At 65.1% G+C, this 25,505-nt stretch carries 19 protein-coding genes; 4 read left to right on the plus strand and 15 right to left on the minus strand.

The features are described 5' to 3' along the window. Positions 1-188: 188 nt before the first annotated feature. The 3 genes from AC3WJE_RS19190 to AC3WJE_RS19200 form a co-directional block, all read right to left on the minus strand. Positions 189-1,265, minus strand: coding sequence for a sterol desaturase family protein (locus tag AC3WJE_RS19190; protein ID WP_493732434.1), 1,077 nt, complete (start codon positions 1,263-1,265; stop codon positions 189-191). Between the two features lie 115 nt (positions 1,266-1,380). Further along, a complete protein-coding gene (locus tag AC3WJE_RS19195; RefSeq protein WP_493732435.1) occupies positions 1,381-2,667 on the minus strand; it encodes an O-acetylhomoserine aminocarboxypropyltransferase/cysteine synthase family protein in 1,287 nt (428 codons plus the stop codon). 79 nt (positions 2,668-2,746) lie between these two features. Then, the gene (locus tag AC3WJE_RS19200) at positions 2,747-3,685 is read right to left on the minus strand and encodes a DMT family transporter (RefSeq protein ID WP_493732436.1); all 939 of its coding nucleotides are present in this window, start codon (positions 3,683-3,685) and stop codon (positions 2,747-2,749) included. A 119-nt stretch (positions 3,686-3,804) separates the two neighbouring features. Here AC3WJE_RS19200 and AC3WJE_RS19205 point away from each other — a divergent pair, with 119 nt between their 5' ends. Next, a complete protein-coding gene (locus tag AC3WJE_RS19205) occupies positions 3,805-4,251 on the plus strand; it encodes an Lrp/AsnC family transcriptional regulator (RefSeq protein WP_493732437.1) in 447 nt (148 codons plus the stop codon). 136 nt (positions 4,252-4,387) lie between these two features. On the opposite strand, the gene clpB is transcribed toward AC3WJE_RS19205, so the two are convergent. Beyond that, entirely contained in the window at positions 4,388-6,973 is a 2,586-nt protein-coding gene (gene clpB / locus AC3WJE_RS19210) for an ATP-dependent chaperone ClpB (RefSeq protein ID WP_493732438.1), read from the minus strand. Positions 6,974-7,228: 255 nt separating this feature from the next. Here clpB and AC3WJE_RS19215 point away from each other — a divergent pair, with 255 nt between their 5' ends. Then, entirely contained in the window at positions 7,229-8,545 is a 1,317-nt protein-coding gene (locus tag AC3WJE_RS19215) for a M20/M25/M40 family metallo-hydrolase (RefSeq protein WP_493732439.1), read from the plus strand. A 142-nt stretch (positions 8,546-8,687) separates the two neighbouring features. Here the strand turns inward: AC3WJE_RS19215 and AC3WJE_RS19220 are convergent, their stop codons facing one another. The 7 genes from AC3WJE_RS19220 to AC3WJE_RS19250 form a co-directional block, all read right to left on the minus strand. Then, the gene (locus AC3WJE_RS19220; RefSeq protein WP_493732440.1) at positions 8,688-9,854 is read right to left on the minus strand and encodes a TonB family protein; all 1,167 of its coding nucleotides are present in this window, start codon (positions 9,852-9,854) and stop codon (positions 8,688-8,690) included. Further along, on the minus strand, positions 9,851-10,444 hold the full coding sequence (locus tag AC3WJE_RS19225) for a biliverdin-producing heme oxygenase (protein WP_493732441.1): 594 nt from the start codon (positions 10,442-10,444) through the stop codon (positions 9,851-9,853). Before AC3WJE_RS19225 ends, AC3WJE_RS19220 begins: the two co-directional genes overlap by 4 nt. 80 nt (positions 10,445-10,524) lie before the next feature. Further along, positions 10,525-12,024 carry a surface lipoprotein assembly modifier gene (locus AC3WJE_RS19230; RefSeq protein WP_493732442.1) on the minus strand — a complete coding sequence of 500 codons (1,500 nt, stop codon included), beginning with the start codon at positions 12,022-12,024 and terminating at the stop codon, positions 10,525-10,527. Between the two features lie 104 nt (positions 12,025-12,128). After that, positions 12,129-12,884, minus strand: a complete 756-nt coding sequence (locus AC3WJE_RS19235; protein WP_493732443.1) for a Slam-dependent surface lipoprotein — start codon at positions 12,882-12,884, stop codon at positions 12,129-12,131. Positions 12,885-13,059: 175 nt separating this feature from the next. After that, positions 13,060-16,185, minus strand: a complete 3,126-nt coding sequence (locus AC3WJE_RS19240) for a TonB-dependent receptor (RefSeq protein ID WP_493732444.1) — start codon at positions 16,183-16,185, stop codon at positions 13,060-13,062. A gap of 308 nt (positions 16,186-16,493) precedes the next feature. Continuing rightward, positions 16,494-17,459 carry a FecR domain-containing protein gene (locus tag AC3WJE_RS19245; protein ID WP_493732445.1) on the minus strand — a complete coding sequence of 322 codons (966 nt, stop codon included), beginning with the start codon at positions 17,457-17,459 and terminating at the stop codon, positions 16,494-16,496. A 37-nt stretch (positions 17,460-17,496) separates the two neighbouring features. Beyond that, a complete protein-coding gene (locus tag AC3WJE_RS19250; protein WP_493732446.1) occupies positions 17,497-18,024 on the minus strand; it encodes a sigma-70 family RNA polymerase sigma factor in 528 nt (175 codons plus the stop codon). A gap of 86 nt (positions 18,025-18,110) precedes the next feature. On the opposite strand from AC3WJE_RS19250, the gene AC3WJE_RS19255 reads away from it, so the two are divergent. Next, entirely contained in the window at positions 18,111-18,395 is a 285-nt protein-coding gene (locus AC3WJE_RS19255) for a GIY-YIG nuclease family protein (protein WP_493732447.1), read from the plus strand. A 53-nt stretch (positions 18,396-18,448) separates the two neighbouring features. Here the strand turns inward: AC3WJE_RS19255 and AC3WJE_RS19260 are convergent, their stop codons facing one another. The 4 genes from AC3WJE_RS19260 to AC3WJE_RS19275 all read right to left on the minus strand — a co-directional run bounded on the left by AC3WJE_RS19260 (position 18,449) and on the right by AC3WJE_RS19275 (position 25,078). Next, positions 18,449-19,264 carry a DUF3014 domain-containing protein gene (locus tag AC3WJE_RS19260; RefSeq protein WP_493732448.1) on the minus strand — a complete coding sequence of 272 codons (816 nt, stop codon included), beginning with the start codon at positions 19,262-19,264 and terminating at the stop codon, positions 18,449-18,451. Positions 19,265-19,406: 142 nt separating this feature from the next. After that, the gene (locus AC3WJE_RS19265) at positions 19,407-22,352 is read right to left on the minus strand and encodes a DUF748 domain-containing protein (protein ID WP_493732449.1); all 2,946 of its coding nucleotides are present in this window, start codon (positions 22,350-22,352) and stop codon (positions 19,407-19,409) included. Between the two features lie 196 nt (positions 22,353-22,548). Continuing rightward, positions 22,549-23,451 carry an alpha/beta fold hydrolase gene (locus tag AC3WJE_RS19270; protein WP_493732450.1) on the minus strand — a complete coding sequence of 301 codons (903 nt, stop codon included), beginning with the start codon at positions 23,449-23,451 and terminating at the stop codon, positions 22,549-22,551. A gap of 31 nt (positions 23,452-23,482) precedes the next feature. Continuing rightward, complete coding sequence (locus AC3WJE_RS19275; RefSeq protein WP_493732451.1) at positions 23,483-25,078, minus strand: SulP family inorganic anion transporter; 1,596 nt, start codon at positions 25,076-25,078, stop codon at positions 23,483-23,485. Between the two features lie 195 nt (positions 25,079-25,273). Between AC3WJE_RS19275 and AC3WJE_RS19280 the strand changes: the two genes are divergently transcribed. After that, the coding region (locus AC3WJE_RS19280) for a hypothetical protein (protein WP_493732452.1) at positions 25,274-25,505 on the plus strand (232 nt) is incomplete at its 3' end.

A 25,505-nucleotide genomic window follows, 5' to 3' on the forward strand; every position in this document is an offset into this window, starting at 1 on the left:
GTGTGCTTTCTTTTGGTTACTTTTCTTTGCACAAGCAAAGAACAAGTGACTCGCTCCGAAGGAGCGAAAGCCTTTGCCTTTTCCGTTGCTGTCACTGCAACGTCAAACCCAACAAGCAACGTCCATGGATCCCCGCCTACGCGGGGACGACGATAGAGAGATCACGAGAAAAACACTCGCTCCGCAAGCTAAGCCCCATCCCCCTCAACCGCAACCACATCCGAAGACGAACGCAAAGACGAACCCGCCCCCACCTCATGCCGCACAGGAATCGGCCGATAGTCCTCCCCAAACGACACCTCCCCCGGCTTCCAACCGATACCACAACGCACCGCCCCCCAGAACCGCCTCAACCCCTCCAACTGCAACGCCACAAACCCCAACTCGTTATCGCGATCCACCATCGGGTCCGCCACGCCGGTAGGCCGCACCGGCTCGCCATACAACGCGGTGCCGAACAGCACATCCCAGACCGACAACACCTGCCCGAAATTGCAGTTGTGCAGATCCGGCCGCTCCGGATCGACCACCATGTGATGCAGACGGTGGAACTTCGGATCGACGAACACCTTCTCCAGCACCGGCCCGAAGCCGAACCGCACGTTGGCGTGCGAGAAGTTCTGCACCAGCTCGCCCAGCAGCATCAGCCAGGCGAACTCGTCGGCGTTGATGCCGAACGCCACGCCCACGCCGGCCAGCACGAACGACTGCAGCATCCCGTCCAGATAATTGCTGCGGTCATTGGCCCAGCAACTCAGCTGGCGCTGGCTGTGATGCATGCTGTGCATCGCCCACCACCACGGCATCCAGTGCTGCACGCGGTGCATCCAGTAATAGGTGAAGTCGTAGGCCACGTAGTAGAGCGTGAACAGCAGCAGCGGATGCCGGTCCAGCCACGGCCACGCGTAACGCAGCCCGATGCTGGAATCCACGCCACCCTGGCTCCCGCCGAGCAGGTTCGCCAGCGGGGTCAGGATCAGGAACGAGAACAGCGGAAACACCCCGACCAGCATCGTCCAGGTGTAGTGGAAATCGATGCGGGCCAGCCGCCGGTGCTCCCAGCGCTCGGCCGGCCACAGGCTTTCCAGCGGCCGGAAAATCAAACCGATGATCGATAGCTGCAGCGTCGCGATCAGCAACGATGCGGCGATGTCGTGCGGATCGTCGCTCAGGCCGGTCAGATGCAGCGCGGCCAGCGTCGGCGCCACCACCTGATCGGCCAGCCACTGGACCAGCGTGGCCCAGGCATGCGGAATGAACGACATCGCAAACGACTCCTCGGCCTGCATGCGGAGGAAAACGGGACGGCAGGCACTCCGCCAAGGCTGGCAAGCCAGGCTTTCGCCCGGCTTTCACTGCGCCGCGAGCCGGGGCTCGGCCTCAGGCCTGGGTCAGCGCCTGTTCCAGATCGGCCAGCAGGTCGTCCACGTGCTCGATGCCGATCGACAGCCGTACCGTGTCCTCGCTGACCCCGGTCTTTTCCAGCTCGGCCGGCGACAGCTGGCGATGGGTGGTCGAGGCCGGATGCGTCGCCAGCGACTTGGCATCGCCGATGTTCACCAATCGGGTGAACAGCTTGAGCGCATCGAGAAAACGCGCGCCCGCCTCGCGCCCGCCCGGCAGGCCGAAGGTCAGCACGCCCGATCCCTGTCCACGCAGGTACTTCTGCGCCAACGCATGCTCGGGATGTCCCGGCAGCGCGGCGTAATTGACCCAGGCCACGCGCGCGTGCTGCTGCAGGAAGTTCGCCACCGCCAGCGCGTTGGCGTTGATGCGCTCCAGCCGCAATGGCAGCGTCTCGATGCCCTGCAGCAGCAGGAACGCGTTGAACGGCGACAGCGCCGCGCCGGTATTGCGCAGCGGCACCACCCGCGCACGGCCGATGTAGGCGGCCTCGCCCAGCGCCTCGGTGTAGACCACGCCGTGATAGCTGACGTCGGGCTCATTGAGCCGCGGGAAACGCGCCTTGTGCTCGGCCCACGGGAAGCGCCCGGAATCGACGATCACGCCGCCCAAGGTGGTGCCATGGCCGCCCAGATACTTGGTCGCCGAATGCACCACGATGTCGGCACCGAAATCGAACGGGCGCAGCAGATGCGGCGTGGCGACGGTGTTGTCGACGATCAGCGGCACGCCGTGCGCATGCGCGACCTGCGCCACCTTCTCGATGTCGGTCACATTACCGCGCGGGTTGCCGATCGACTCCACGAACACCGCCTTGGTGCGCTCGTCGATCAAGCCGGCGAATGCATCCGGCTCGCGGTAGTCGGCAAAGCGCGTGGTGATGCCGAACTGCGGAAACGTGTGCGCGAACAGGTTGTAGGTGCCGCCATACAACGCGCTGGAGGACACGATGTTGTCGCCGGCCTCGGCGATGGTCTGGATCGCATAGGTCACCGCCGCCTGCCCCGAGGCCAGCGCCAGTGCGCCGATGCCCCCTTCCAGCGCCGCTACGCGTTTTTCCAGCACATCGTTGGTCGGATTCATGATCCGGCTGTAGATGTTCCCCTGCACCTTCAGGTCGAACAGATCGGCGCCGTGCTGGGTGTCATCGAAGGCGAAGGCGACGGTCTGGTAGATCGGCACGGCGACCGCGCGGGTGGTCGGATCGGGCGAATAGCCGCCGTGCACGGCGAGGGTTTCAGGTTTCCACTGCGGTTCGGTCATGGCACGGCTCGTTCGGACAAGGAGTGCTGACGATAGCCGCGCGTCATCGCAATACAGCTGACGCGCGGCTATGTCGTCATCACCGCCGGTTCTGAACCTCGCCCACCGGTACTGCCGCTCCCTCACGTGGGCTGATGTCAGGCGCAGTCCTGCGCCATGGCCATCCCAGCGTCATGCCCGCAGCTGCCAGCAGCACCAATGTGGCGCCGGCAATCTGCGACAGCTGCAGGCTGTGGCCGAACGCCAGCCGATCCACGCCGATCGCCACGATCGGATAGATGAAGGACAGCGCGCCGGTCAGATGCGTGGGCAATTTCTGGATCGCGCCATACAGCAGGATGTACATCAACCCGGTGTGCACCACGCCCATCGTCACCAGCGCCGGCCACGCCGTGGCCCCGGCGGCGGCGGCCGGTAGCGCCGCAAACGGCCACAAGATGACCGCACCGACAACCACCTGGATCAGCGCGATCAAGTGTGGGGGAACACCCTTGAGCCGCTTCGCGAACAGGGCCGCCAGCGCGTAACAGAAGGCCGCACCGAGCGCGAGCAGAATGCCCGACAGGTAATGCGCGCCATCGGCGCCATGCCCCGGCCGCGACCGCACGATCAGCAACATGCCGGCGAACGCCAGCGCCAGCCACGCCAGCTTGCTCAGCGTCAGCCGCTCGCCCAGAAACAGCGCGCCGAGTCCGACCAGCATGAACGGCTGGGTGTTGTAGACCGCCGTCGCGATCGAAATCGATGCACCGGAATAGGCGGCGAACAGCAGCAGCCAGTTGGCGACCAGCGCGATGCCGCCCAGCACCGCCAGACCGGCCTGCCGCCGCGTGATCAGGCCGGTCCGGAAATAACCCCGCGCCAGACACACCGCCGCCAGCGTGAGCGCGCCGAACAGGCAACGCCAGAACACGACGCTGGCGACCGGTTGCCCCGACACCACGACCAGCCAGCCGATGCTGCCGGAGATCGCCATCGCCGCGATCATTTCCAGCATTCCCCGAGTACGCTCCGTCATTGCAGACCCTCCTGAATCGAGCTTGCAATTTACCGGCCGCAGCGCGATCTTTCCTTTTCAAAGAAAGGCAATTCCACGGAAATAACTTTCTCTAAAAGGCACTCAGGAGGATATTTCTTATGTCACTGGACGAAACCGACCGCCGCATCCTGGCCCTGCTGCAACACGACGGCCGCATGCCGATCAAAGCCCTGGCCGAACAGGTCGGGCTGTCCGCGCCGGGCGCGGCGGACCGGCTGCGTCGTCTGGAAGATCGCGGCGTCATCCTCGGCTTCACCGTGCAGGCCGAGCCGCGTGCGCTGGGCTATGCCATGCAAGCCATCGTCCGCATCCGGCCGATGCCCGGAAAACTCAAGGCGGTGCAGGCGCTGATCGAGTCCATCCCCGAATTCGCCGAATGCGACAAGGTGACCGGCGATGACTGCTTCATCGGCCGCCTCTACCTGCGCTCCATCGAGCACCTGGATTTCATCCTGGATCGCGTCGCCGAGATGGCCGAAACCAGCACCTCGATCGTCAAATCGCAACCGATCAAGCGGCGGCTGCCGCCCTTCCAGTCAGGCTGAGCCGGCGACAAGAAACGACACCGGCACAAGTGATGTGCCGTGCTCTTGTGAGGGACTCACAAAAAAGCGATGACGCAGAACCTGCGTCATCGTCCGGAACCCTCGGCCGCACCCATCTGAGCGTACTGCCGATCACTCAGCCCTTGTCGAACACCAGATGCCCGCCCGCGGCATCCACCTTGACCGTATCGCCACTCAGGAAATCGCCGCGCAGGATCCGCTGTGCCAGCGGATTCTCCAGTTGCGCCTGGATCGCCCGCTTGAGCGGACGCGCGCCGTAGACCGGATCGAACCCGACGTTACCGAGCAGATCGAACGCCTTGTCGGACACCTCGATCTTCAGCCCGCGCTCGCCCAGCCGCTTCTCCAGCCCGTGCATCTGGATCTTGGCGATCTGGGTGATCTGCTGCTTGTCGAGCGGATGGAACACCACGATGTCGTCGAGGCGGTTGATGAACTCCGGACGGAAATGCGCCTGCACCACGCCCATCACCGCCGCCTTCATCTGCGTGTAGGCCTCCGGTGAATCGTCGCCGCTCAGCTCCTGGATCTGGTGCGAGCCCAGGTTGGAGGTCATCACGATGACGGTGTTGCGGAAATCCACGGTGCGGCCCTGGCCGTCGGTCAGGCGGCCGTCGTCGAGCACCTGCAACAGGATGTTGAAGACGTCGCTATGCGCCTTCTCCACTTCGTCGAGCAGGATCAGCGAGTACGGACGCCGCCGCACCGCCTCGGTCAGGTAACCACCTTCTTCGTAGCCGACATAGCCCGGAGGCGCGCCGATCAGCCGCGCAACCGAGTGCTTCTCCATGAACTCGCTCATGTCGATGCGGATCATCGCATCGGAACTGTCGAACAGGAACTCGGCCAGCGCCTTGCACAACTCGGTCTTGCCGACGCCGGTCGGGCCGAGGAACAGGAACGAGCCGCTCGGGCGATTCGGATCGGACAGGCCCGCACGCGAACGCCGCACCGCGTCGGACACGACCTTGATCGCCTCCTCCTGGCCGACCACGCGCCGATGCAGTTCGTCCTCCATCCGCAGCAGCTTGTCGCGCTCGCCTTCGAGCATCTTGTTGACCGGGATGCCAGTCCAGCGGCTGACCACCTCGGCGATTTCCTCGGCGGTGACGCGGTCCTGCACCAGCTTGAAATCGTGATGCTCGGCCTCGTTGGCGACCGCCAGCTGCTTCTCCAGACCCGGCAGCACGCCGTACTGGATCTCGCTCATCTTGGCGAAGTCCTGACGACGCTGAGCGGCCTCCAGTTCGAGCTTGGCGTGCTCGATCTGCTCCTTGATCTTGGTGGCGCCCTGCAACGCCGCCTTCTCCGACTTCCACACTTCGTTGAGGTCGGAGAACTCGCGTCCCAGCTTGTCGATGTCGCTCTCGAGATCGGCCAGACGCTGGCGGCTCGCCTCGTCCTTCTCCTTCTTGAGCATCTCACGCTGGATCTTGAGCTGGATCAGGCGACGCTCCAGGCGATCCAGTTCCTCCGGCTTGGAGTCGATCTCCATGCGGATGCGCGAGGCGGCTTCGTCCATCAGGTCGATGGCCTTGTCCGGCAGCTGGCGGTCGGTGATGTAGCGATTCGAGAGCGTCGCGGCGGCAACGATCGCCGGATCGGTGATCTCCACGCCGTGATGCACGGCGTAGCGCTCCTTCAAGCCGCGCAGGATCGCGATGGTGTCCTCCACCGTCGGCTCGCCGACCAGCACCTTCTGGAAGCGCCGCTCCAGCGCGGCGTCCTTCTCGATGTACTTGCGGTATTCGTCTAGCGTGGTCGCGCCGATGCAGTGCAGCTCGCCGCGCGCCAGCGCCGGCTTGAGCATGTTGCCGGCGTCCATCGCGCCATCGGCCTTGCCGGCGCCGACCATGGTGTGCAGTTCGTCGATGAACAGGATGATCTGGCCCTCGTTCTTGGCCAGGTCGCTGAGCACGCCCTTCAGGCGCTCCTCGAACTCGCCACGGAACTTGGCCCCGGCGATCAGCGCGCCCATGTCCAGCGACAACACGCGCTTGCCGCGCAGCCCTTCCGGCACTTCGCCGTTGAGGATGCGCTGCGCCAGACCTTCCACGATCGCGGTCTTGCCCACGCCCGGCGCGCCGATCAACACAGGATTGTTCTTGGTGCGCCGTTGCAGCACCTGGATCGTGCGGCGGATCTCCTCATCGCGGCCGATCACCGGATCGAGCTTGCCGGACTCGGCGCGCGCGGTCAGGTCGATGGTGTACTTCTCCAGCGCCTGACGCTGCTCCTCGGCGTTCTCGCTCTGCACGGTCTCGCCGCCGCGCACCTTTTCGATCGCGGCCGCGACCTTGTTCTTGTCGGCACCGGCCGCACGCAGCGCGACACCCAGCGCGCCGTTGTCCTCGACCGCCGCCAGCACGAACCACTCGCTGGCGATGAACGCATCGCCATGCTGCTGGGCGAGCTTGTCGGTCTGGTTGAGCAGGCGATTGAGATCGTTGCCGATCGACAGGTTGCCGGCCTGGCCGGAAACCTTCGGCAGCTTGTCCAGCGCCTCGCCCAGGCGCTCGCGCAGCACCGGCACGTTGACCCCGGCCTGGGCCAGCAATGGCCGTGTGCTGCCGCCTTGTTGATCGAGCAACGCGCTCAGCACGTGCACCGGCTCGATGATGTTGTGGTCGCGGCCCACGGCCAGCGACTGCGCGTCGGCCAGCGCCTGCTGGAAACGCGAGGTGAGCTTGTCCATCCGCATGGGGAATCCTCGAAGCAATGAATGGCCGGGAAACCCGACGATATCAAGCAGATGCGGCTTGACACGGAGGTTTCAAGAGTTCGCGAACCTGTGGGAGGAACTTCAGTCCCGACGGGCCTGCCCAGTTGAGTCCGTGCACATGGATGTGCAGGCTTTTGCAGAAGGATCTGCACGAAACCGTCGGGACTGAGGTCCCTCCCACAAACGCTCGGCGTTCGTCGTATGTTGCATCCCTCTCCTCCCCCAAGGACCACAATGCCCTCCACCCGGACCCTGCCCCTGCTGCTGGCCGCGCTGCTGCCGGCTTTCGCCCACGCCGCCCTGGCCCCGCCCGAACAACGCATCGCCCAAGCCGTCGAGGCCGACCAACCGCGCTCGATCGCGCTGCTGCAGAAGCTGGTCGAACAGAACAGCGGCACGATGAACCTGCAGGGCGTGGAAGCGGTGTCGCGGATGCTGCGGCCTGAATTCGAGGCGCTGGGCTTCAGCGTGGAATGGAAGCCGATGGCACAGGCCAAACGCGCCGGTCACCTGATCGCCACCCGCCACGGCCGCCCCGGCAGCACCCGCATGCTGCTGATCGGGCATCTGGACACCGTGTTCGAGCCGGATTCGCCGTTCCGCGGTTTCGTCCGCGAGGGCGACCGCGAGGGCGACCGCGCGGTCGGCCCCGGCGTCGGCGACGACAAGGGGGGCGTGGTGGTGATGCTGGCCGCGCTGCGTGCCATGCACGCGGCCGGCACGCTGGACGGCGCCAACATCGAGGTCGTGCTGACCGGCGACGAGGAAGACGCCGGCGACCCGATCGAGATCGCCCGCGCCGATCTGGTGGCTGCCGGCAAACGCGCCGACGTGGCACTGGACTTCGAAAACCTCGCCCGGGAAAACGGCAAGGACATGGGCTCGATCGCGCGCCGCTCCTCCAACACCTGGACCCTGACCACGACCGGCCACTCCGGGCACAGCTCCACGATCTTTTCCGAAGGCATGGGCGATGGCGCGATCTACGAACTGACCCGGATCATCGCCGCGTTCCGCACCGAACTGCCCGAGCCGAACCTGACCTTCAATGTCGGCCTGATCGGCGGCGGCCAGAGTGCCGAACTGGATGCGGCCGGCGTGCGCATCGCCGCCACCGGCAAGGGCAACATCATCCCGTCGATCGCCATCGCCAAGGGCGATTTCCGCACCCTCAGCCAGGACCAGACCGAACGCGTGCAGGCCAGGATGCAGGCCATCGTCGCCCGCCACCTGCCACGTACCGGCGCCACGCTGACCATCGAACAGGGCTATCCGGCGATGCCGCCGACCGAGGGCAATCGCGCCCTGCTCGGCAAGCTCAACGCGATCAACCGCGACCTCGGACTGCCGCCGATGGCCGAGCTGGACCCGCTCAAGCGCGGCGCCGGTGACATCGCCTTCGTCGCCGCCGACACCGATGGCCTGGTCGGCCTGGGCATCGCCGGCGACGGCAGCCACGCCCCGGGCGAAAGCGCCGATCTGGCTAGCATCCCGCGCCAGGCCAAGCGCGCCGCGATCCTGATGAGCCGGCTGAGTCAGGAGTCGCGCTGAAACTCCGCTTTTTTGTAGGAGCGGCTTTAGCCGCGATGGGGCTTTCATGCAGGTCCCTCTGCAAAAGCCCGCACACCCATGTGCGGGGACTTAAAATGGGAACGCCTCATCGCGGCTGAAGCCGCTCCTACGAAAAGCAGAATCAACGCAGAAAGAACTGCACCGGCACCTCCAGCTCCACCGGAACCGGTACCGTCGCCGGTGGCGCCGGCAACGGCTGCGCACGCTGGAAGGTCTCCAGCGCCTCCTGATCCAGCACCGGATGACCGCTGCTGCGTCCGATCCGCGCCGACAGCACCTGCCCCTGTCGATCCAGCAGCGCGCTCACGTACACCACACCCTGCTGACGTCGCACCCGTGCCGGACGTGGATAGCGTCGGAACTTCTCCAACCGCGCCAGCACTTCACCCTCCCAGTTCGGATCGTTCGTGCCTGCCAACTGCGGGGCCGGCGGCAATGATGGCGACAGCGGTGCCGCCGCCTGCGAAAGCAGCGAGGCATCCGCGGCGGATTCCGCAACCAACAGCGCGTCGCGCTCGAAATCGGCCACCACCCGCGCCACAGGCGGCTCAGCCGGCAATGGCTGCGCAACCGGGAAATCGACTACCGGCTCCGACTCGGCGCGCGGTGGGCGCGATGCCTGCTGCGTGCCGTCCAGCGTTGGCTGCGGCGCTTCCTGCGGCGCCACTGGCATCGGCGGAGCCGCCGGCGAGAGCAAGGTCAGTTGCACACGCGTCTGCTCGGTGGCCGGCACCGGCGGAACCGACAGCGACCAACCACCCAACGCAATCCAGAACAACACCAGATGCACCGCGACGCTGGACAGCAACGCCAGTTCGCGCGGATGACGCTGCATCCAGGCCGATACCGGACCCGGCTGTTCGTCGCGCGGCAGCGGCCGTGCCAGCAACCAACCGGCGCAGGCGGCCATCGCCGCACTCACCGGCAGGCCAAGCAGCAATGACGGATGCGCGCCCCACCAGAACAGCACGATCCCGATGCCGATGCCGGCGGTGGCGAAGCGCTTGCCACGCACCGAGATCGCGCCCTGCTCGCGCCACACCCGCAGCGAACGACCGTAGCGCGGATGCGCCAGCAGCTTCGCTTCCAACGCGGGCGAAGAGCGGCTGAAGCAGGCCACCGCCAGGATCAGGAAGATCGTGGTCGGCATCACCGGCAGCAACGCGCCGATGATGCCCAGCGCCACATTCAACACGCCCAGGCCGAACCACAGGTGCCGGGTCAGTCGCGCGCGCAGCGTCCTGCGCGGCGCGCCCTCGCCGATGCCATTGGCAGGAAATGCCCTCACGCGCCCCGAACCGGCATGTAGCGTTCGACGTGGCCACGCACGCGATCGAATGCATCACGCGCGGCCTCGATCACCGCCAGTTCCTGCTCGGGCGAAAGCGTGACCCGATCGAGCACGCCGGTGAACTCGCGCCAATGACGCGCGCGCCCATCCGGATGACCCGCCAGATGACGCGCGCCGAACTCTTCGCCCAGCTCCAGCTTCGCCGCCAGCTTGAGCAGGATCGCCGCGCCCAGGTTGGAGCCTTCGGCCACGTACAGCCAGCCCAGCCCGGTGACCTGCTTGCCATACTGACCATCGCTCGCCACCACATCGGGCGGCGACAGCCCCAGATCGGCCAGATCGGCGTGAATCTGCTGGCGGCGGCTGCGCTCCGGTAGATCCGGAATCAGACTGCCCAACACCGGACTATGGAAGTAACCTTCCATGTCCCAATGGAAGTGGTACTGCACCTGCAGGAAGCGCCCGTAGTTCTCGCGGCTGGCGAACGGCTGCGCGGCCATGATGCGTTTATCGAGACGATCATGCGCCTCACGGGTGGCGGCCTTCAGGCGTTGGCTGCGGGAGGATTCGATGAGAGTCTCGTTCATGGCGATGGCACGTGCTCGAAAGGGAAAAGCGAGGATGACGGCGCTGTGCGGCGCGACGTCGGCGGAAAGGCATCCACGACTCACAGCAGCCGCTCCAGCTTCAGGCTGACCACGTTCTTGTCGTAGCTGTAGAGCCAATCGACATTGCTGCGCACCCGGTTGCGGCGCAGCGTCAGCAATGGCGTGAAACCGGCGACACTCCATCGCGTCGCCTTGAAGATGACGTTGTAGCCCTGCTCGTCATCCTCACGCCGCGCACCCAGCAATGCGCTGTAACCGCTGTAGTCGCGATGCCGGTACGAGGCGAACAAGGTGCTGGAGAAACCCGCAGGCCATTGCAGCGAGCCACCCAACCGCACGCCCTTCTGCAGATAGCCGTAGACCGCCTGTGCGGCGGCGCTGTCCACCACGTCCAGACCGCCGAACACCGTCCAGCGCGAGCCCAGGCTGTGGAAGTAAGTGGCATAGACCGAGCGCGCCACGCCGTCATAGTTGTCGGCATAGTTGCCGATGCGATAGCGCATCTGCTTCCAGTCGCCCTCCAGCTTCAGCAGCGACGTCGGCGAGAGCGTCCAGCTCCATTCGGCATGCGCGCCCCAGGCGCCGTACAGCGCCTCGTTGCCCCAGGCGTAGTACTCGAACGACGGCGCCAGCGACACGCTGTGACGGCCGCTGCGATAGCTGTAACCGGCCTGCGTGATCGAGGTCAGTTCGTTGTAACCGCTGTTGTCGCGGTAGCCCTGCCCGAACAGCAACGAGCGCAGATACAGACCGTGGTGGCCACGCAACGCCCATCGCTTGTTGAGGTTGGCGTCGTAGTCGTAGCCGCTGGAGGCGATCGCATCCGGTGTGGTGCGGGTGAAGAAGCAGTTGCCGCTCAGATAGAGCAGGCAGGTGCTGCCGGCCGAGCTGCGGTTGAGGTTGTCGTTCCAGGTCGGCCCGAGCGCGAACGAACCACTCCAGTCGCGACGATGGGCCAGCGCAGTCTGGAATGTGGTCACGGTCTCGCGCACCCCGGCGGTCCTGGGATCACCCGCATCGAGCGATGCGGCGATCGCATCGAACACCTGTTCGGCCTCGCGATCCTGTTGATCCTCGAACAGCACGCGCGCCAGCTCCAGACGACCGGGCAGGAAATCCGGTTGCAACGCCAACAGCGCACGGTACTCGCGCTCGGCCACCGAATAGCGACCCCGGGTTCGCGCCAGCGCGCCCTGCGCATAATGGACCAGCAACGGATCGCGATCCGGCAAGGTCAGATATTCATCGAGAAAACGCTGCACTGCGGTCCATTGCCGGTGCTGCAGCGAAAGGTACAACGCACGCCCAAGATCGTTGACGTTGTGCTCGACCGTGTAGGTCCTGCCGTCCACGCTGATGGTGGGACGTTCGGCATCCAATTCATCCTTGAGCAGCTCGCGCTCGCGTGCGACCGACTGCTGTTGGCTGCGCTGATCGAGGATGCGGCGCAGGTCGTCCTGCTCCTGGGCCTGGACGCAGGTACAGACCATCAAGGCGCAGAACGCCAGCACAAGAGCGATGACGCGGGACGAATGCCGCGCGGAAAAAGTGGAAAGCATCAGTGGGCCATGAAGAGGTGAAGCAGGACTGGCTTGGCCTTGGCTTGTCCTGCCTGAAGCATCAGCAAAGTAACAGCGGATGACCGATCAGTACATCGGTTCCGTCAGTTCTTGGTGCCGCCGTAAGCAGCGTTGTACTGGTTGTTGGCGAAGGTGGCGATACCGGCCAGCGACGCGGCGTTGGCACCGTAGAAGTTGCCGGTGGCCGAGCCCACCGAGACCGTTCCGGCAGAGGTAGCAACCGCGCTACCCGAGAACGAGGCATTGCTGGCATTGATGGTGGTAGCGATGCTCAGGTTGTAGCCCCCCGAGTTACTCGCGAGATTGCCCGACAACGTGCCCGCGCTGAAGTTCGCATTGAAGTTGCCCTTCAGGATGCCGTTGCTGCTGTAGTCGCTGATGCCCGCTACGGTGTAGGTCGCCGTGCCGCTGGTCGGAATGGTGGTGCCGGTGTTGTCGCCGACGTAGTAGACGGTGTGATCCCCAGCGCTGGCCGAGGTGGTCTGCGACCATTCGCCGAACCAGATGTCGGACGAACCGACCTTGGCAAAGTTGAAGAGCCCCAGATTGCTGTGATTGGTCGTCGACGAGGTGGCGTAGTTCAGCGTACGCACGCCGTTGCTGTCAGCGGTGACGTACGTGGCGAGGCCGCCGAAGTCCACCAAGCCGCCGAGGCCGGTCGCCTGCACGGCGATACCGGCCTTGCCCACCGTATGTACCGTGCCGCGAGCAACGTTGGATGTGCCAACCACAACGTTGCTCGTGTTGCTGGACGCACCGACATACTCAGCCTGAGCCAGACCGGCAACGCTCAGACCCAGGATCGACAACGCGAGCATGGACAACTTGTTGATACGCATGTTTGTAGCTCCAAAATTTAAGTGTGATGGATCTATTGAAAATTGGGCGTCCTTGCCCGGCCCCATTCCTCCTTGACCCTGTGCCGAACGGCTATCACCGCAACGGCATAGTCTTTCGAGCGGTGCGTTCCGCAGGCGCGTCTGATGCGCCAATTCGCAGGTAAAACGCTCTCACTCAGAACTGGTAGTTGATGCTCAACTTGAGCGTGCGTCCGGGCGCAGCCATCGCCGAACGGGTCGAGACATCGACGTAGTACTGGTCAGTCAGGTTGGTGACCGTCAGCTCGGACGTGAGGTCATCCCTGATCCGGTACTTGGCGTAGGCATCGACCAGCACGGTCTTACCCCAGGAATACGGCACGTTGAAGCCGTAAAGCCATCCGCTTGTATTTCCGCCGTAGCTGTAGGCGTGCTCCCGATAGAAATCGAGATCCGAATTCTTGTACTGATTCCAGTAGATGAAGCGCCCACCGATCTCCAAGCGTTCCTGCAGAAAGCGACCTCCCAACGACCAGTTGGCGGAGAAGTCCGGCGTGGCCATGGTCAACAGGTAGCCGCCGGCAAATCCGTACTTGACGCAGTCCGGCACCACGATGCCGTTGTTGTAGTTCGTAAGACCGTTGGTGACGTTGATCAGGGCCGCCGTGCTTTTGTCGCACACCTCGTTCTTCAACTGGTAGTTCAATCCGAGATCGGTGAAGAAGCGGCCATTGTCATAGCGACCCGTCAGCTCGATTCCGCGAATGGTCTGCTTGTCGATGTTGTCGAACCTGAAGTCGTTGTCGCGCTCGATCACGTCGCGGGTCTTGTTGGCGTAATAGGCCAGCTTGACGTCAGCCTGCGAATCTCCACTCAGGAACTGACCAAGATCGTGCACATAGGCCAGCTCGATATTGCGTCCGTGCTCGGGCTTGAGCGGGTACTGGCTGAAGCCGGCGGAGAAGGCGATGGTGCTTTCGAACAGGCTGGGATAGCGCTTGGTCTCGGTGTAACGCAGATAGGCGCGGCTGTAGTCGTTGAAGTTCACCGTCGCCGAGAATGCCGGCGCCCAGCCATGGCCCTTGCGCTTGGTGACCACGGGATGGACGATCTGGGTGATGTTCTGCACGCCACAGCTGCCAGCGTTGTAATTAGCCACGCCGTCCAACGAGCCATTGACACAAGCCAACGTGGAAAGATCGTAGTTGCCGTTGCTGTCGGGCAGCCACGCGGGGGCTGTGTTGGTTGCCTGATAGGTGGTACCCAAACTCTCATACAGAGCCGATACCTGCGCGTCGTACAGTGCCCGGGTCCAGATTCCAGCCGCGAGGAGCGTGTCGTATATCTGCATTAGCATGCCCCCACGCGCCGCCATCTGCTCGTCGGTGTACTTCTCGGTACTGGTATAGGTGACCTTGCGCCCGGTGGTGTAAGCCGTAGCGATCTGCCCCTCATGCGCCGCCAGGAAATCGTCAAAGGACCAATAGGACACGTAGCGCGCGCCGCCAGTCAGGGTCAGGAAGTCGGCCGGCCGCCATTCGAAGTTGAAGTTGCCTTCCCACTCCTGGCGCCGACCCGCGCGTGGATAGGATTTCCAACTGCTGTAGGAACTGTCGTACTGATCGTCCGAACGCAGCTTCTCGTGCTGGAAATTGCCGCCAACGGTCAGGTCCAGGCTGTCCATCAACCGGAACTTGTTGCTCAGGGTGATGCCGTTGCGGCTGTTGGTGGCGTTGGTCAGCGCCTCGTTGCGGAGGATCGGGTCGCTGTAGGTGGCGAAGTTGGGGAAGCCGCCGCCGGTGTAGGTGTCGCTGACCGTGTTGGTGCGCCAGACATTGGCGTACAGGTCGATCCAGCGGCTGTCTTCGGGACGCCACTTGTATTCCAGATTCCAGGCCTGCGAATCGACCCGGCTCAACGGCCACTGGATGGCGGAGCGGTCATCCGAGTTGGCGATGCGCGAGGGCATGATCTCGCCGTAATGCAGCAGGCTGCTGCGATAGCCCAGCTGCACTGCCTGATCGTCGCTCGGACGCCAGGCCGCCTTGAACAGCCACGATTCACTCTGGCTGGAGGTGTTGGGTACCTCGCTACCGGGCTTGAAGTAGGTCGCCAGCGTGCTGATGTAGTCCTCGATGTAGGTGCTCGGCGCACCGGCGTAGTAGCCGGCGTTGTGCTTGCCCGAGTAGTAGTTGCCGCGCTCGCGATAGGCGTAGGCGGCCAGCAGGTCGAAATCGTCGCGCGGCTTCCAGCCCAGCGCCACGCGATAGGCGTAGTCGCCGCCGGCAAACACGTTGTAACCGCCGCCACCGGTCCGATTGACCACGCGCAGCGTCTGGTCAGCATAAGGGCTGCTCGGATTGCTCTGCGGGAAGCCCTCCACCGTGGTGTAGTCCTCGCCGGTATGCAGGGTCGGCAGGCGTGGATTGGTCGAATTGCTGCTGCCCTCGACACGGATGTCGCCACCGAAGGTCTCGCCGTCCTTGAGCACGTCGGCCACGGTCAGCGTGGTGATCGTCACCGAGCCGCCGATACCGGACTTGACGTTGCGGGTCAGCGACGGCCCTTTGACGACCTGCACTCCGCCGATCAGGAACGGATCGATGTAGTTGCGATTGCTCGCGCCGTTGTAGCCGCGATAGACCGTGAGCGCCTGCTCGGTACCGTCGATGGTGACCGGGATGCGTCCCGGCCCCTGGATGCCGCGGATATTGATGTCGATGGCACCGCTGTTGCGCGCCTCGCCGCTGTAGACGCCGGTCATCCCTTTGAATATGTCGGCCGGGTTGGTGCCCTTGTAGCGATCGATCGCTTCCTTGCCGATGTAGGTGGTGGAGATATCGAGGTCGTAGACGTTGTCGTAGCCCCTGATGTCGCGTGCCTCGCCACCAGCCGCAGTCTCGCCCTCGCCACGAACGCGCAGCGGGTCGGTGGTGCGCGCGCCGGTTCTGGCGACACGCTGCAGCACCGCCGTGCCGCCATCGATGCGCGCCACCAAGCCGGTGCCCGACAACAGGATCGGCAGCGCTTCGCTGGGCGCGTAGCGACCGCGCAAGCCAGCGCTGCGCAAGCCGTCGGTCAGCGCGGCATCGGCACTGATGCCGACACCGGACTGGCGGCCAAAGCTCACCAGCGCCTGATCCAACGGACCGGCCGGAATATCGAAGGCGACACTGGCCTGCTGCGCATGCAGCACATCAGCGGGCAAACCGATCAGCATTACCGGGGCGGCGAACTGAGCGAGCAGCAGCGCATGCGCCAATGGCTTGAGACGGGCACGCGAGAAACCAAAGCGCGGGGAGGAGGAGCGGACAGCCGCCATGACGATAGGGCCCTCAAGACTGGATGGGGGACCCCATTCCGGCGATGCCAGAACAGGGTCTTCATGAGGTATGCCAATCGAGATGCGAAAACCTGCCACCTGCGATGAAACTTTTTTGCTGTTCGCATTCGATGTGGACAAGCTCCCGTGATCGTCCCGGAGCCGAGTGCGGCCGGCCTTTGTGGGCAGCCCTCCGAATGGGCTTGTTTGTGGGAGGGACTTCAGTCCCGACGCTTTACCGGTAATGCCCGTCGGGACTGAAGTCCCTCCCACAAGAACGCAGCACCGCCGTAGGCCATCGAAACGGATCAGCTCGCGCGCGGGCCGACCGTTATCCAGTAGCGCGTCAGCCGACTCACCCGCACCGGCAGCGCCTTTTGCAGGGAGGCCAGGATCGCCTCCACCGATGCCGGTCCGTCGAGCGGGTGCACGGCGGTCAGGCGCAGATCGGCCACTTCCGGATCACAGCGCAGCCAGCCGGGGTGGTAGCGATCCAGTTCGGCCACGAAGTCGCCCAGCCGCATGCGCTGTGCACTGATCAGGCCAAGCGTCCAGGCGACGGCACCTTCGTCGAGCGGCATGATCGCGCCGGCACCACGACGATCGAATCGCAGTTGCTTGCCGGCGGCGACCCGCAGCGGTCCACCTCCCGCCACCGGCCAGGCCTCCACCATGCCTTCGCTCACAGTCAGCAATGTTCCCCGTGCGACGTCGCGTCGCACACCGAACCGGGTACCGACCGGCACCAGCCGGCCGTCGGCGGTTTCGACCCTGAAGGGTCTTTTCGCCGCATCGGCAGCGGTGGCGATCTCGATCTCGCCACGACGCAGAAGCAACAGGCGCCGCTGCGCGTCGAAACGGATGTCGACCGCGCTGGCGGTGTTCAAGCGCAGTCGACTGCCATCCGGCAAACGCAGATCGCGACGCTCGCCAACCGCGGTGCTGGCATCAGCGACCATCCCATCCCAGCGTTGCGGCAACGTCAGCGGATCACGCAACAGCCATAATCCGGCGGCGCCGGTGCCGGTCCAGACCAGTGTCTTCAGCAGTCGTCGCCGACCGGGCGCCTCGATCGCGGCATCCAGCACACGATGTGCCAGCGGCGGCGCGACGAAGCCGGCACTGCGCGTCACCTTGTCGCCCAGCGACTGCACGCGCCGCCAGGCCTCGGCATGTCGAGCGTCCGCGGCGTGCCAGCGCGAGAACGCCGCGCGCTCGGCCTCGTCATCCGAACCTGATGCCAGCAGCGCATACCAGTCGATCGCACTGTCCACGACAGCGGCGGGCAGAGACGCGGACGCGGGCCTCGGCTCAGTCATAGACGACGCGATAGCAGCTGCGCAGCGCGCGCACCATCGCCTTTTGCACCATGTTGACGGTGATGCCCAGGTGCTCGGCGATGCACGGGTAAGTCCAGCCTTCCAGCTGCGACAGCAGGAACGCCTTGCGCACCGTCGCCGGCAAGCCATCCAGCAGCGTGGCGATCTCCTCCAGTGCTTCCAGTGCCAGCCGCGAATCCTCGGGCGATGGCGTCAGCGCCTCACCGCTCGCAGCCAACGCATCCAGATAAGCCTGCTCGATCGCCTGACGGCGCCAGTGGTTGACCACCAGCCCATGCGCAACCGTGGTCAGGTAGGCACGCGGGGTGCGGATCGCCTCGACCGGGCAGCGTCCGCTGAGCAGGCGCAGGAAGGCGTCCTGGGCCAGATCGAGCGCGAGCGTTTCATTGCCCAATCGCCGTCGCAGCCAGCCTCTCAGCCAGCCGTGATGATCACGATAGAGGACTTGTACCTGCAGTCTGACGTCGCCCTGAACGACGCCCATGCCGAGCGCAGACATGGTGGCAGTACCGACAAATGATAATGATTATCATCATATTCCTGCACATGCTGCCATGCAACCCGCCTCGCGCCGATAATGGGCCAATGCGACCGGACAAGCCCTGGCACCTGTACCTGCTGTTGTGCCGCAACGGCAGCTATTACGCCGGCATCAGCAATGATCTGGAGGCACGTTACCAGGCGCATCTGAGCGGCAAGGGCGCGCGCTACACCCGCGCGAACCCGCCAGTGCAGTTGCTCGGCAGCCGCTGCTATCCCGATCGTGCAGCCGCCTCGCGCGCCGAATGGCAGCTCAAGCAACTGCCGCGCGAGCGCAAGCTGGCGTGGTTGCTGGCCGAAGACGGATTGGTCGAAACGGATCCAGCTTGATCGAGACCGATCGGGCGGCGCGCGATGAAACGCCGCCCGCGTCTCCCACCGGCTCAGGAACGCGTCAACGCTTCGCGGATCGCACGCAGTTGGCGCTTCACCGCCGCCTCCTGCTCCGGTCCCAGCCGCACCAGTGCCTTCTGTCCGATCGACAGTGATTCCAGCGCAGGATCGACAAAGCGGTAGGTGCCACGATCATCCGGCTCGACGACCAGCGGCTGCGCCGGTTCCGGTGCCTGCAGCAGATGATCGATCACCTGCACCAGGCGGTCGTTGAAGTAGCCATTGGGATAGCCCAGTTCGGCGTAGGCCTGCTGGAACAGCGGATAGAAGCGCCGGTAGACACGCGCCAGCGCCTGCGGATCGACCGCGACGAAGGCTTTCACGTAGGGCGCGTAACGCATGGCATTGGCCGGTGCCAGGGTGGTACCCGTCTCGCCCGGCTGCAATTGCAACTGGCCCGGCAGCGGCTGCAGCGCCAATGATTGGCGTGTGACGCTGTGCTGGGGCAGGTTGTCGACCATCGTGACCAGGCGTTGGATCAAGCGCTCGCGCAGCACCACGCCCAGCACCGAGGTGTCACCGGTCAGTCCGGACAAGGCCTCCCACGCTGCCGCATCGCTATCGGCCAACGCCGGGATCGCCGCATCGGCCGCCGGGCTATCGATCGGATGCTGCGGGCCGCTCGGCGCAGCGGTACCGCTCGCGGAAGGCGGCTGGTTCGGCACCGGTTGGGTCCGCGAGGGAAACGCCGGCGGCGGCGAGGTGGTCTGCGTGGTCGTACCGGGACGGAACAGCCACCAGCCAAGGCCAGCGACCAGCACCACCCCGATCAGCCAGGGCCAGAGCGCGGCCTTCTTGTTCTGCATGTCGAGCATCTCTTGCAATGGACCTGCAAGGTCTGACCGGCTCGATCCGCCGAGGTTCCTCGGTGAGTCCACGCATTCACGGAAGCGACTGGAATCGCAAAGCCGCCCGAAGCCGATCCACTGCAACCCGACGCATGCGCCGCTACTGCAACCCCAGCTCCAATCGCACGACGCCTTCATGCGCGACCGGCATCTTGTCGGTGGAAACGAACACCCGCTCCGGGGCCAGCTCACCGCTGCCCAGCAAAGCGCCCTGGATCGCGTCGGCGCGCGCGCGTCCGAGCCGGGTCAGCTCGTCATCATCAGGCTGGTAGCGCACCAGGAGTTGCTGTTCAAGCCATTCGGCCTCGGTCTCGGCGCGTGCGGCGCGGCGCTCCTTGTGCGTGGCCTCGTCGGCGGTCTCCGCCGGCTCCGGTGGCTCCGGCTTTTTGCCGGTCTGCTGCCGGTACAGCCTGCTCAGCAGCTCGACCCGTTGATCCGGCTCCAGCGCGGCCAATTGCAGTTCGGCACCTCCGGCCTTCCCCTGCGCCGCCAGCACGTGCTGGATCTTCGCCAATGCCAGGGCGTCTGCATCCACTTTCTGCGCCACGCCGGCCGGGATGTCGAGCTTCAGCGCAGGACGCTCGGCCAGGCCCTTCGCCAACGTCGCCAGCCGGGTCTTCGCGGCATCGGAAAGCTCGGCCGAACCCGGTGCGAAATCGACGTACTGCGCATCCTCCGCCCCCCTGAACAACGAGCCCAGGAACGAGAACGGCGCGGTCACCGCCTTGCTCAGAATGTTCTTGATCACCTGCCAGACGATCGGGCCGATGCGGAAAGTGGGATCGTCCAGGCTGCCGCCGACCGGCAGGTTCAAGTCGATCACGCCGTGGCGATCCTTCAACAACGACGTCGCCAGACGCACCGGCAGCGAGACCTTGTCCTTGCTGGCGGTGGCCTCGCCCCATTCCAGTTGATCCAGGACCACGTGATGCTCGGCCTGCAGCTTGCGGTTCTCGATCCGGTAGTGCAGCTCGGTGGTGAGTTTGCCCTTGGCGATGGCATAACCGGCGAAACGGCCCGAATACGGGTTGAAGACCGGCAGGTCGATGTTGCGGAAGGTCACGTTGATGTCGGTATGCCGCGCGTAATCGAACAGGTTGGTGCCGCCCTTGATCGTGACCGGCGAATACTTGTTGATCACCTGCCCCTTCAGATCGATGTCGGTCACCGACGCGACCGCTGTCGACAAGCCGCCGATGCTGCCGTTCAGCGCGTCGATGCGTGCCTGGAAATTCGGCTCGATCGAATGGTCGGTGAAGCCCACCACGCCATTCTCCAGCAGCACTTTGCCGACCTTGACCGGGAACGGGGACGAAGCCTTGCTCTGGGCCTTGCCCGGTGCGTTGCCCTGCCTGCTGGCGGGCGCGGCCGCAGCCGGCGAAGACAGCACGCTGACCAGATTGACCGAGCCGTCCTCGGCGATGTTGACCCGCGCGTACGGCTGACGCAGCCGGATCTGTCGGATCGCCAGCGCATCCGGGCCGAGCGCCAGCGCGATGCCGGTGGCATCGAGTTGCTCCCAGGAAAGGAATTCGCGCTTGCTGTCGGCGACATCGACCAGATCCAGCTTCGACAGTGACGCATCGCCGTCAAAGCTGATCCCGGGCCCCGGCTCCGACGCCGGCCGTATCCGCAACCGCCCCTTGGCACCGACGGTGCCCGATTTCAGGATCAGGTTCGGGTACTGCGGCAGATACGGCTTCAGATCGTTCAGTGGCAGACCGGACGCGTCGACCTGCCAGTCGATCGCCGCCGTGCGCGGCACCACGCTGCCATCGATGGCGACCTGTGTCCGCCCGTTGAGCGTGGCCAGCAACCGCAGCGGCAGTGGTTTGGCGAGATCAAGGCTGGCACCGTCGATCTGCAACGCAACCGGTGCGGCATGGAACTTGGCGACGGGTGAAACACTGCGATCCTCGAACTCGACCTCGCCCTGTTCCAGCGCGAGCTTGCCCAGACCCAGTGTCCATTCGCGGCTCGGCACAACCACGCCCGACGCGGCAGGCGCCGTCGAAGCCGGTGCCGTTTGCTGACCGCCGAACAGCCGCGCCAGATTGACGCTGCCATCGCGCTCCCGCCATACCTGGGCCGACAGCCCTTGCAGGCGCAGGGCATCGATCGCGACCGAGCGGCGGCCCAGCGACACGCGGGTGTTGTCCAGCACCGCCGCCGGAAGCCGAACCCAGTCCTGCGGCTGCCCCTTGGCACGCAGCGCCAACCCGGCAATCCGGATCTGCGGCACGCCGACATCCAGTTGCGTGTCGCGCCCATCCCCGGCGGAGAAGGCATATGTGCCGGCCAGATCGAGCGTGCCGGCCGACAGTTCCATCGGCAGCGCGTCGCTGAGGAATTCGTAGAGGGTGCGTGCCTGCAATGCGGCGATCTTGAAGCTACCGGCCGACGACAGTGGCTGCAGGTCCAACTTGCCGTTCCAGTCAAAATGCTCGCCCTGCCGGCTCGTGGCGGTCAACTGGAAGCCCCCGCTCTCGGCCGTGGTGCGGAAATCGCGCAGGCTGAAATTGATCGGCGCCAGGGTCTTTTCCGGCTTCAACCGGCGGCTGAGATCAGCGAAGTCGGCCTGCCCGTCACGCAGGACGAATTCGCCGATCTCCAGCGCCGGCGTCGGCGAATCCTTGCTGTCCGACGGTGGTACCAAGTCGGCCAGGTTCAGCGATCCGTCCTCGCGCACGACCGCGCGCACGTAGGGCTTCTCCAGCAGCACGCCGCGGAACACATAGGCGCGCCGCCATAGCGAGGACACCTGGAAATCCACGTGGGCGTGGCCGAATGCGACCAGTGGCCCGGTGCCCGCCGCCGCGCCGGGCTCACGGATCGCGACGTCGCGCGCATCCAGTTCGAAGGTGAAGGGATTGAAGCGCAACTGCCCGATCGACAGCTCGCGATGCAGCGTCTGCGCGACGTAATCGATCGCCTTGCCGCGAACGAATTTCGGCAGCCCCCAGAAACCCAGCAACGCATACAACGCGACCAGCAGCAGCGCGGCCGCAGGCAGCACGATCAACTTATTGGAACGTATCCAGTTCACCACGATTCCATGTCCTGGTGACAGCAGGCGCATCACCCCACGGCGGCATCATGCCGTAGCGATGTGAGTTAAAAATGAGTGCGCAGCCATTTACTGATGAAGCCCGGATCAGCGGCCATGAGGCCTTTGTGCGAGGCCGGCTGCAACAGCCCGTACATCCATGTACGGGGACTGGAATGGGAAAGCCGCCTGCGAGTCATCGCCCTTCGGCCAGGAACGGCAGCACCACGTCGAGGAACTCGCGCGGCTTCTCGACCGCCGGTGCGTGGCCGGCTTCAGCAATCACCGCCAGGCGCGCGCCGGGGATCTTGTCGGCGTAGTCGCGGCCCTGCCCGATCGGGATCAGCCGGTCCTCGGCGCCCCACACCACAAGGGTCGGCACCGCGATCTCGCGGGCGCGCTCGTCCAGCAAGGTATCCAGCGCCCCGGCATTGCGCCAGAAACTGTCCTGGGTGTACTGGCTGCCCTCCGCCAGGCGCGCGCGGAAGGTCTGCTCGGCGAACTCGGGAGTAACGAAATTCGGATCGTGGAACACGAACTGGCTCAATCCTTCGCGCACCGAGGCCAGCGACAGCACCGGCATCATCGCGGTGCCACGCGCGCCCGGAGCCGGCAGCAATGCGCGATGCCCCGCCGCATCGACCAGGATCAGCCGCTCCGGTACCGGCAACCCGGCGGCCTTGGCCTGCACGGTGTAGAAGCCGGAAATCCAGCCACCCAGCGACTCGCCGACCAGATCGAAGCGGGTCACCCCGCGCTCCTTCAGGAACCCGCCGAGCATGTCGGCCCAGGTCTGCACGCCGTAGTTGATCAACGGCTTGGCCGAACTGCCGAAGCCGAGCTGGTCCATCGCCAGCACGCGGTAGTGCTTGGCCAGCTCGGGGATCACCGGGCCCCAGTCGAAGCTCGCGCTGCTGCCCAGACCGTGGACCAACACCAGCACCGGGCCGTGGCCCACGTCGTAATAGCGAATGCTCTGGCCGTAGACCTCGGCGGTCTGCATCGGCGGGAGTTTCGGCGGAGCAGCAAGGGCCGGCAGTGCGAGACCGGCCAGGCACAGCGCCAACAGCGCGCAACGAATACGCAGGAACGCAGGCATCGGTGATTCCTCTAAGCGGGGGAGGACAGATTCAGTGCGACAACGGATCAACGGGACGGCGCTGCAACGACAGCAGGCCCAACAGCACCGCCAGCGCGACATAAGCGCCGACGAACTGCCCGCTGATCGTGCGCGCCAGACCTTGCAGATGCCATGGCAGATAGATGCCGCCGTGCGGATCGACCGAGTGGATCAGACCGAACAAGCTCAGCCCGGCCGCGACCAGCAGGATCCCGGCGGCACGTCGCAGGCGGCCGTCGATCATCGCCACCACCGCGGCCGTCCACAGCATCGCGGTGATGATGAAGCCGTTACCCAGGGTGAAGATCACCGCCAGCTCCGGCAGACCATGACCGTCCACGTGCGTGGTCAACGCCCCGAGCTGTTCCGGCGGAATCCAGCCCGGCGCCTTGATCGCCAGCAGATAGGCCACCGACGGCAGGAAGCCCAGCACCATCGCACCGGCATGCTGCTTCGGCGTGGCCTGGAACGCCTGCGTGGTGATGTCGATCGCCACGTAGACGATGATCGGCGACAGCACCGCCAGCGGCAGCCATTGCACCAGCCCGGACACGATCCCGAGCATGCCGCCGATACCCACAAACAATCCGGTCAACAGCGTGTAGCCACTGCGCGCGCCCATGTGCTTGTAAGCCGGCTGACCGATGTACGGCGTGGTCTGCGCGACACCGCCGCACAACCCGGCAACCAACGTGGCGAATGCCTCCACCAGCAGGATGTCGCGGGTGCGGTAATCGTCGCCGGCCGCACGCGCGCTCTCGCTGACGTTGATGCCGCCCACCACCATCAACAGGCCGAACGGCAGCAGCAGCGGCAGGTACGGCACGGTGTACGCCAAACCCTCGACGAAGCCCAGCGTCGGCCACGGCAACACCACCTGCGGCGGCGTCCACTGCGGCAACGCGAAGCCGGGCGCGCCCAGCCCGGCCAGACCCAGTCCGTAGTACAGCAGCGTGCCAAACACGAACGCGACCAGCACGCCCGGCAACTTCACCGGCAACTTGCCCTTGGCGATCAGCACATACAGCAGCAGGCCGAGCGTGGTGAAGCCGGCGATCGGCGAGCGCAGCGTCTCGATCAACGGCAGCAACCCCATCAGCACCAGCGCGATGCCGGCGATCGAACCGAGCAGCGCCGCACGCGGCAGCGCGCGCGTCACCGCCTCGCCAAAGAACGACAGCACCAGCTTGAGCAGGCCCATCACGATCAGCGAGGCCATGCCGAGCTTCCAGGTCGCCAGCGCCGCCGCATGCGGATCCAGCCCCTGCGCCTTGAATGCGACGAACGCCGGCCCGAGCACGAACAGCGCCATACCGATGCTGGTGGGCGCATCCAGCCCCAGCGGCATCGCGGTGACATCCTCGCGACCACTGCGCACCGCCAACCGCCGCGCCATCAGCGTGTACAGCAGGTTGCCGACCAGCACCCCGAACGCCGTGCCGGGAAACATCCGCCCGAACACCACCTCGGCCGGGAACTGGAACATCCCGACCAGCGCCATCGCGATGAAGCCCAGGATCGACAGATTGTCGACCACCAGCCCGAAGAAACCATTGAGATCGGCCGCGACGAACCAGCGCGGCGATTTGGAGGAGGAAGCGCTCATTGAGAAAGGTGGGAGGCTGGGGGCGGAAGACGCCGAGCATAAGCGCCACCGCCGCCTAAAGGGTAACCCCGTCACGGGAAACAGCATTGCGGTACCGGATGGAAGGCGGCCCGGCAGGGGCCTGACGATCAGCAGGTGTCATGGTGGCGCGATGGATTGTTGGCTGATCCATACCCCACTCAGGGGCCCTACCCAATGACCGGCCATCATCCACAGCGGAGCTTTGGCTTTGGCTTTGCCGTTGTTTTGCCCTTGCCCTTGCCCTTGCCCTTGCCCTCGCCCTCGCCCTCGCCGTTGCCGTTGCCGTTGCCGTTGCCGTTGCTCGTGATTTTGCTTTCGCTGTTGCATGTGACTTTGACTTACCCGGGGCCCCTGCCGCAGCGGCGGAGACGGCGGGAAAAACCCGAAGGGCGACGCACATGGATGT

This window comes from Pseudomonas sp. GW821-FHT07E12 (assembly GCF_058986605.1).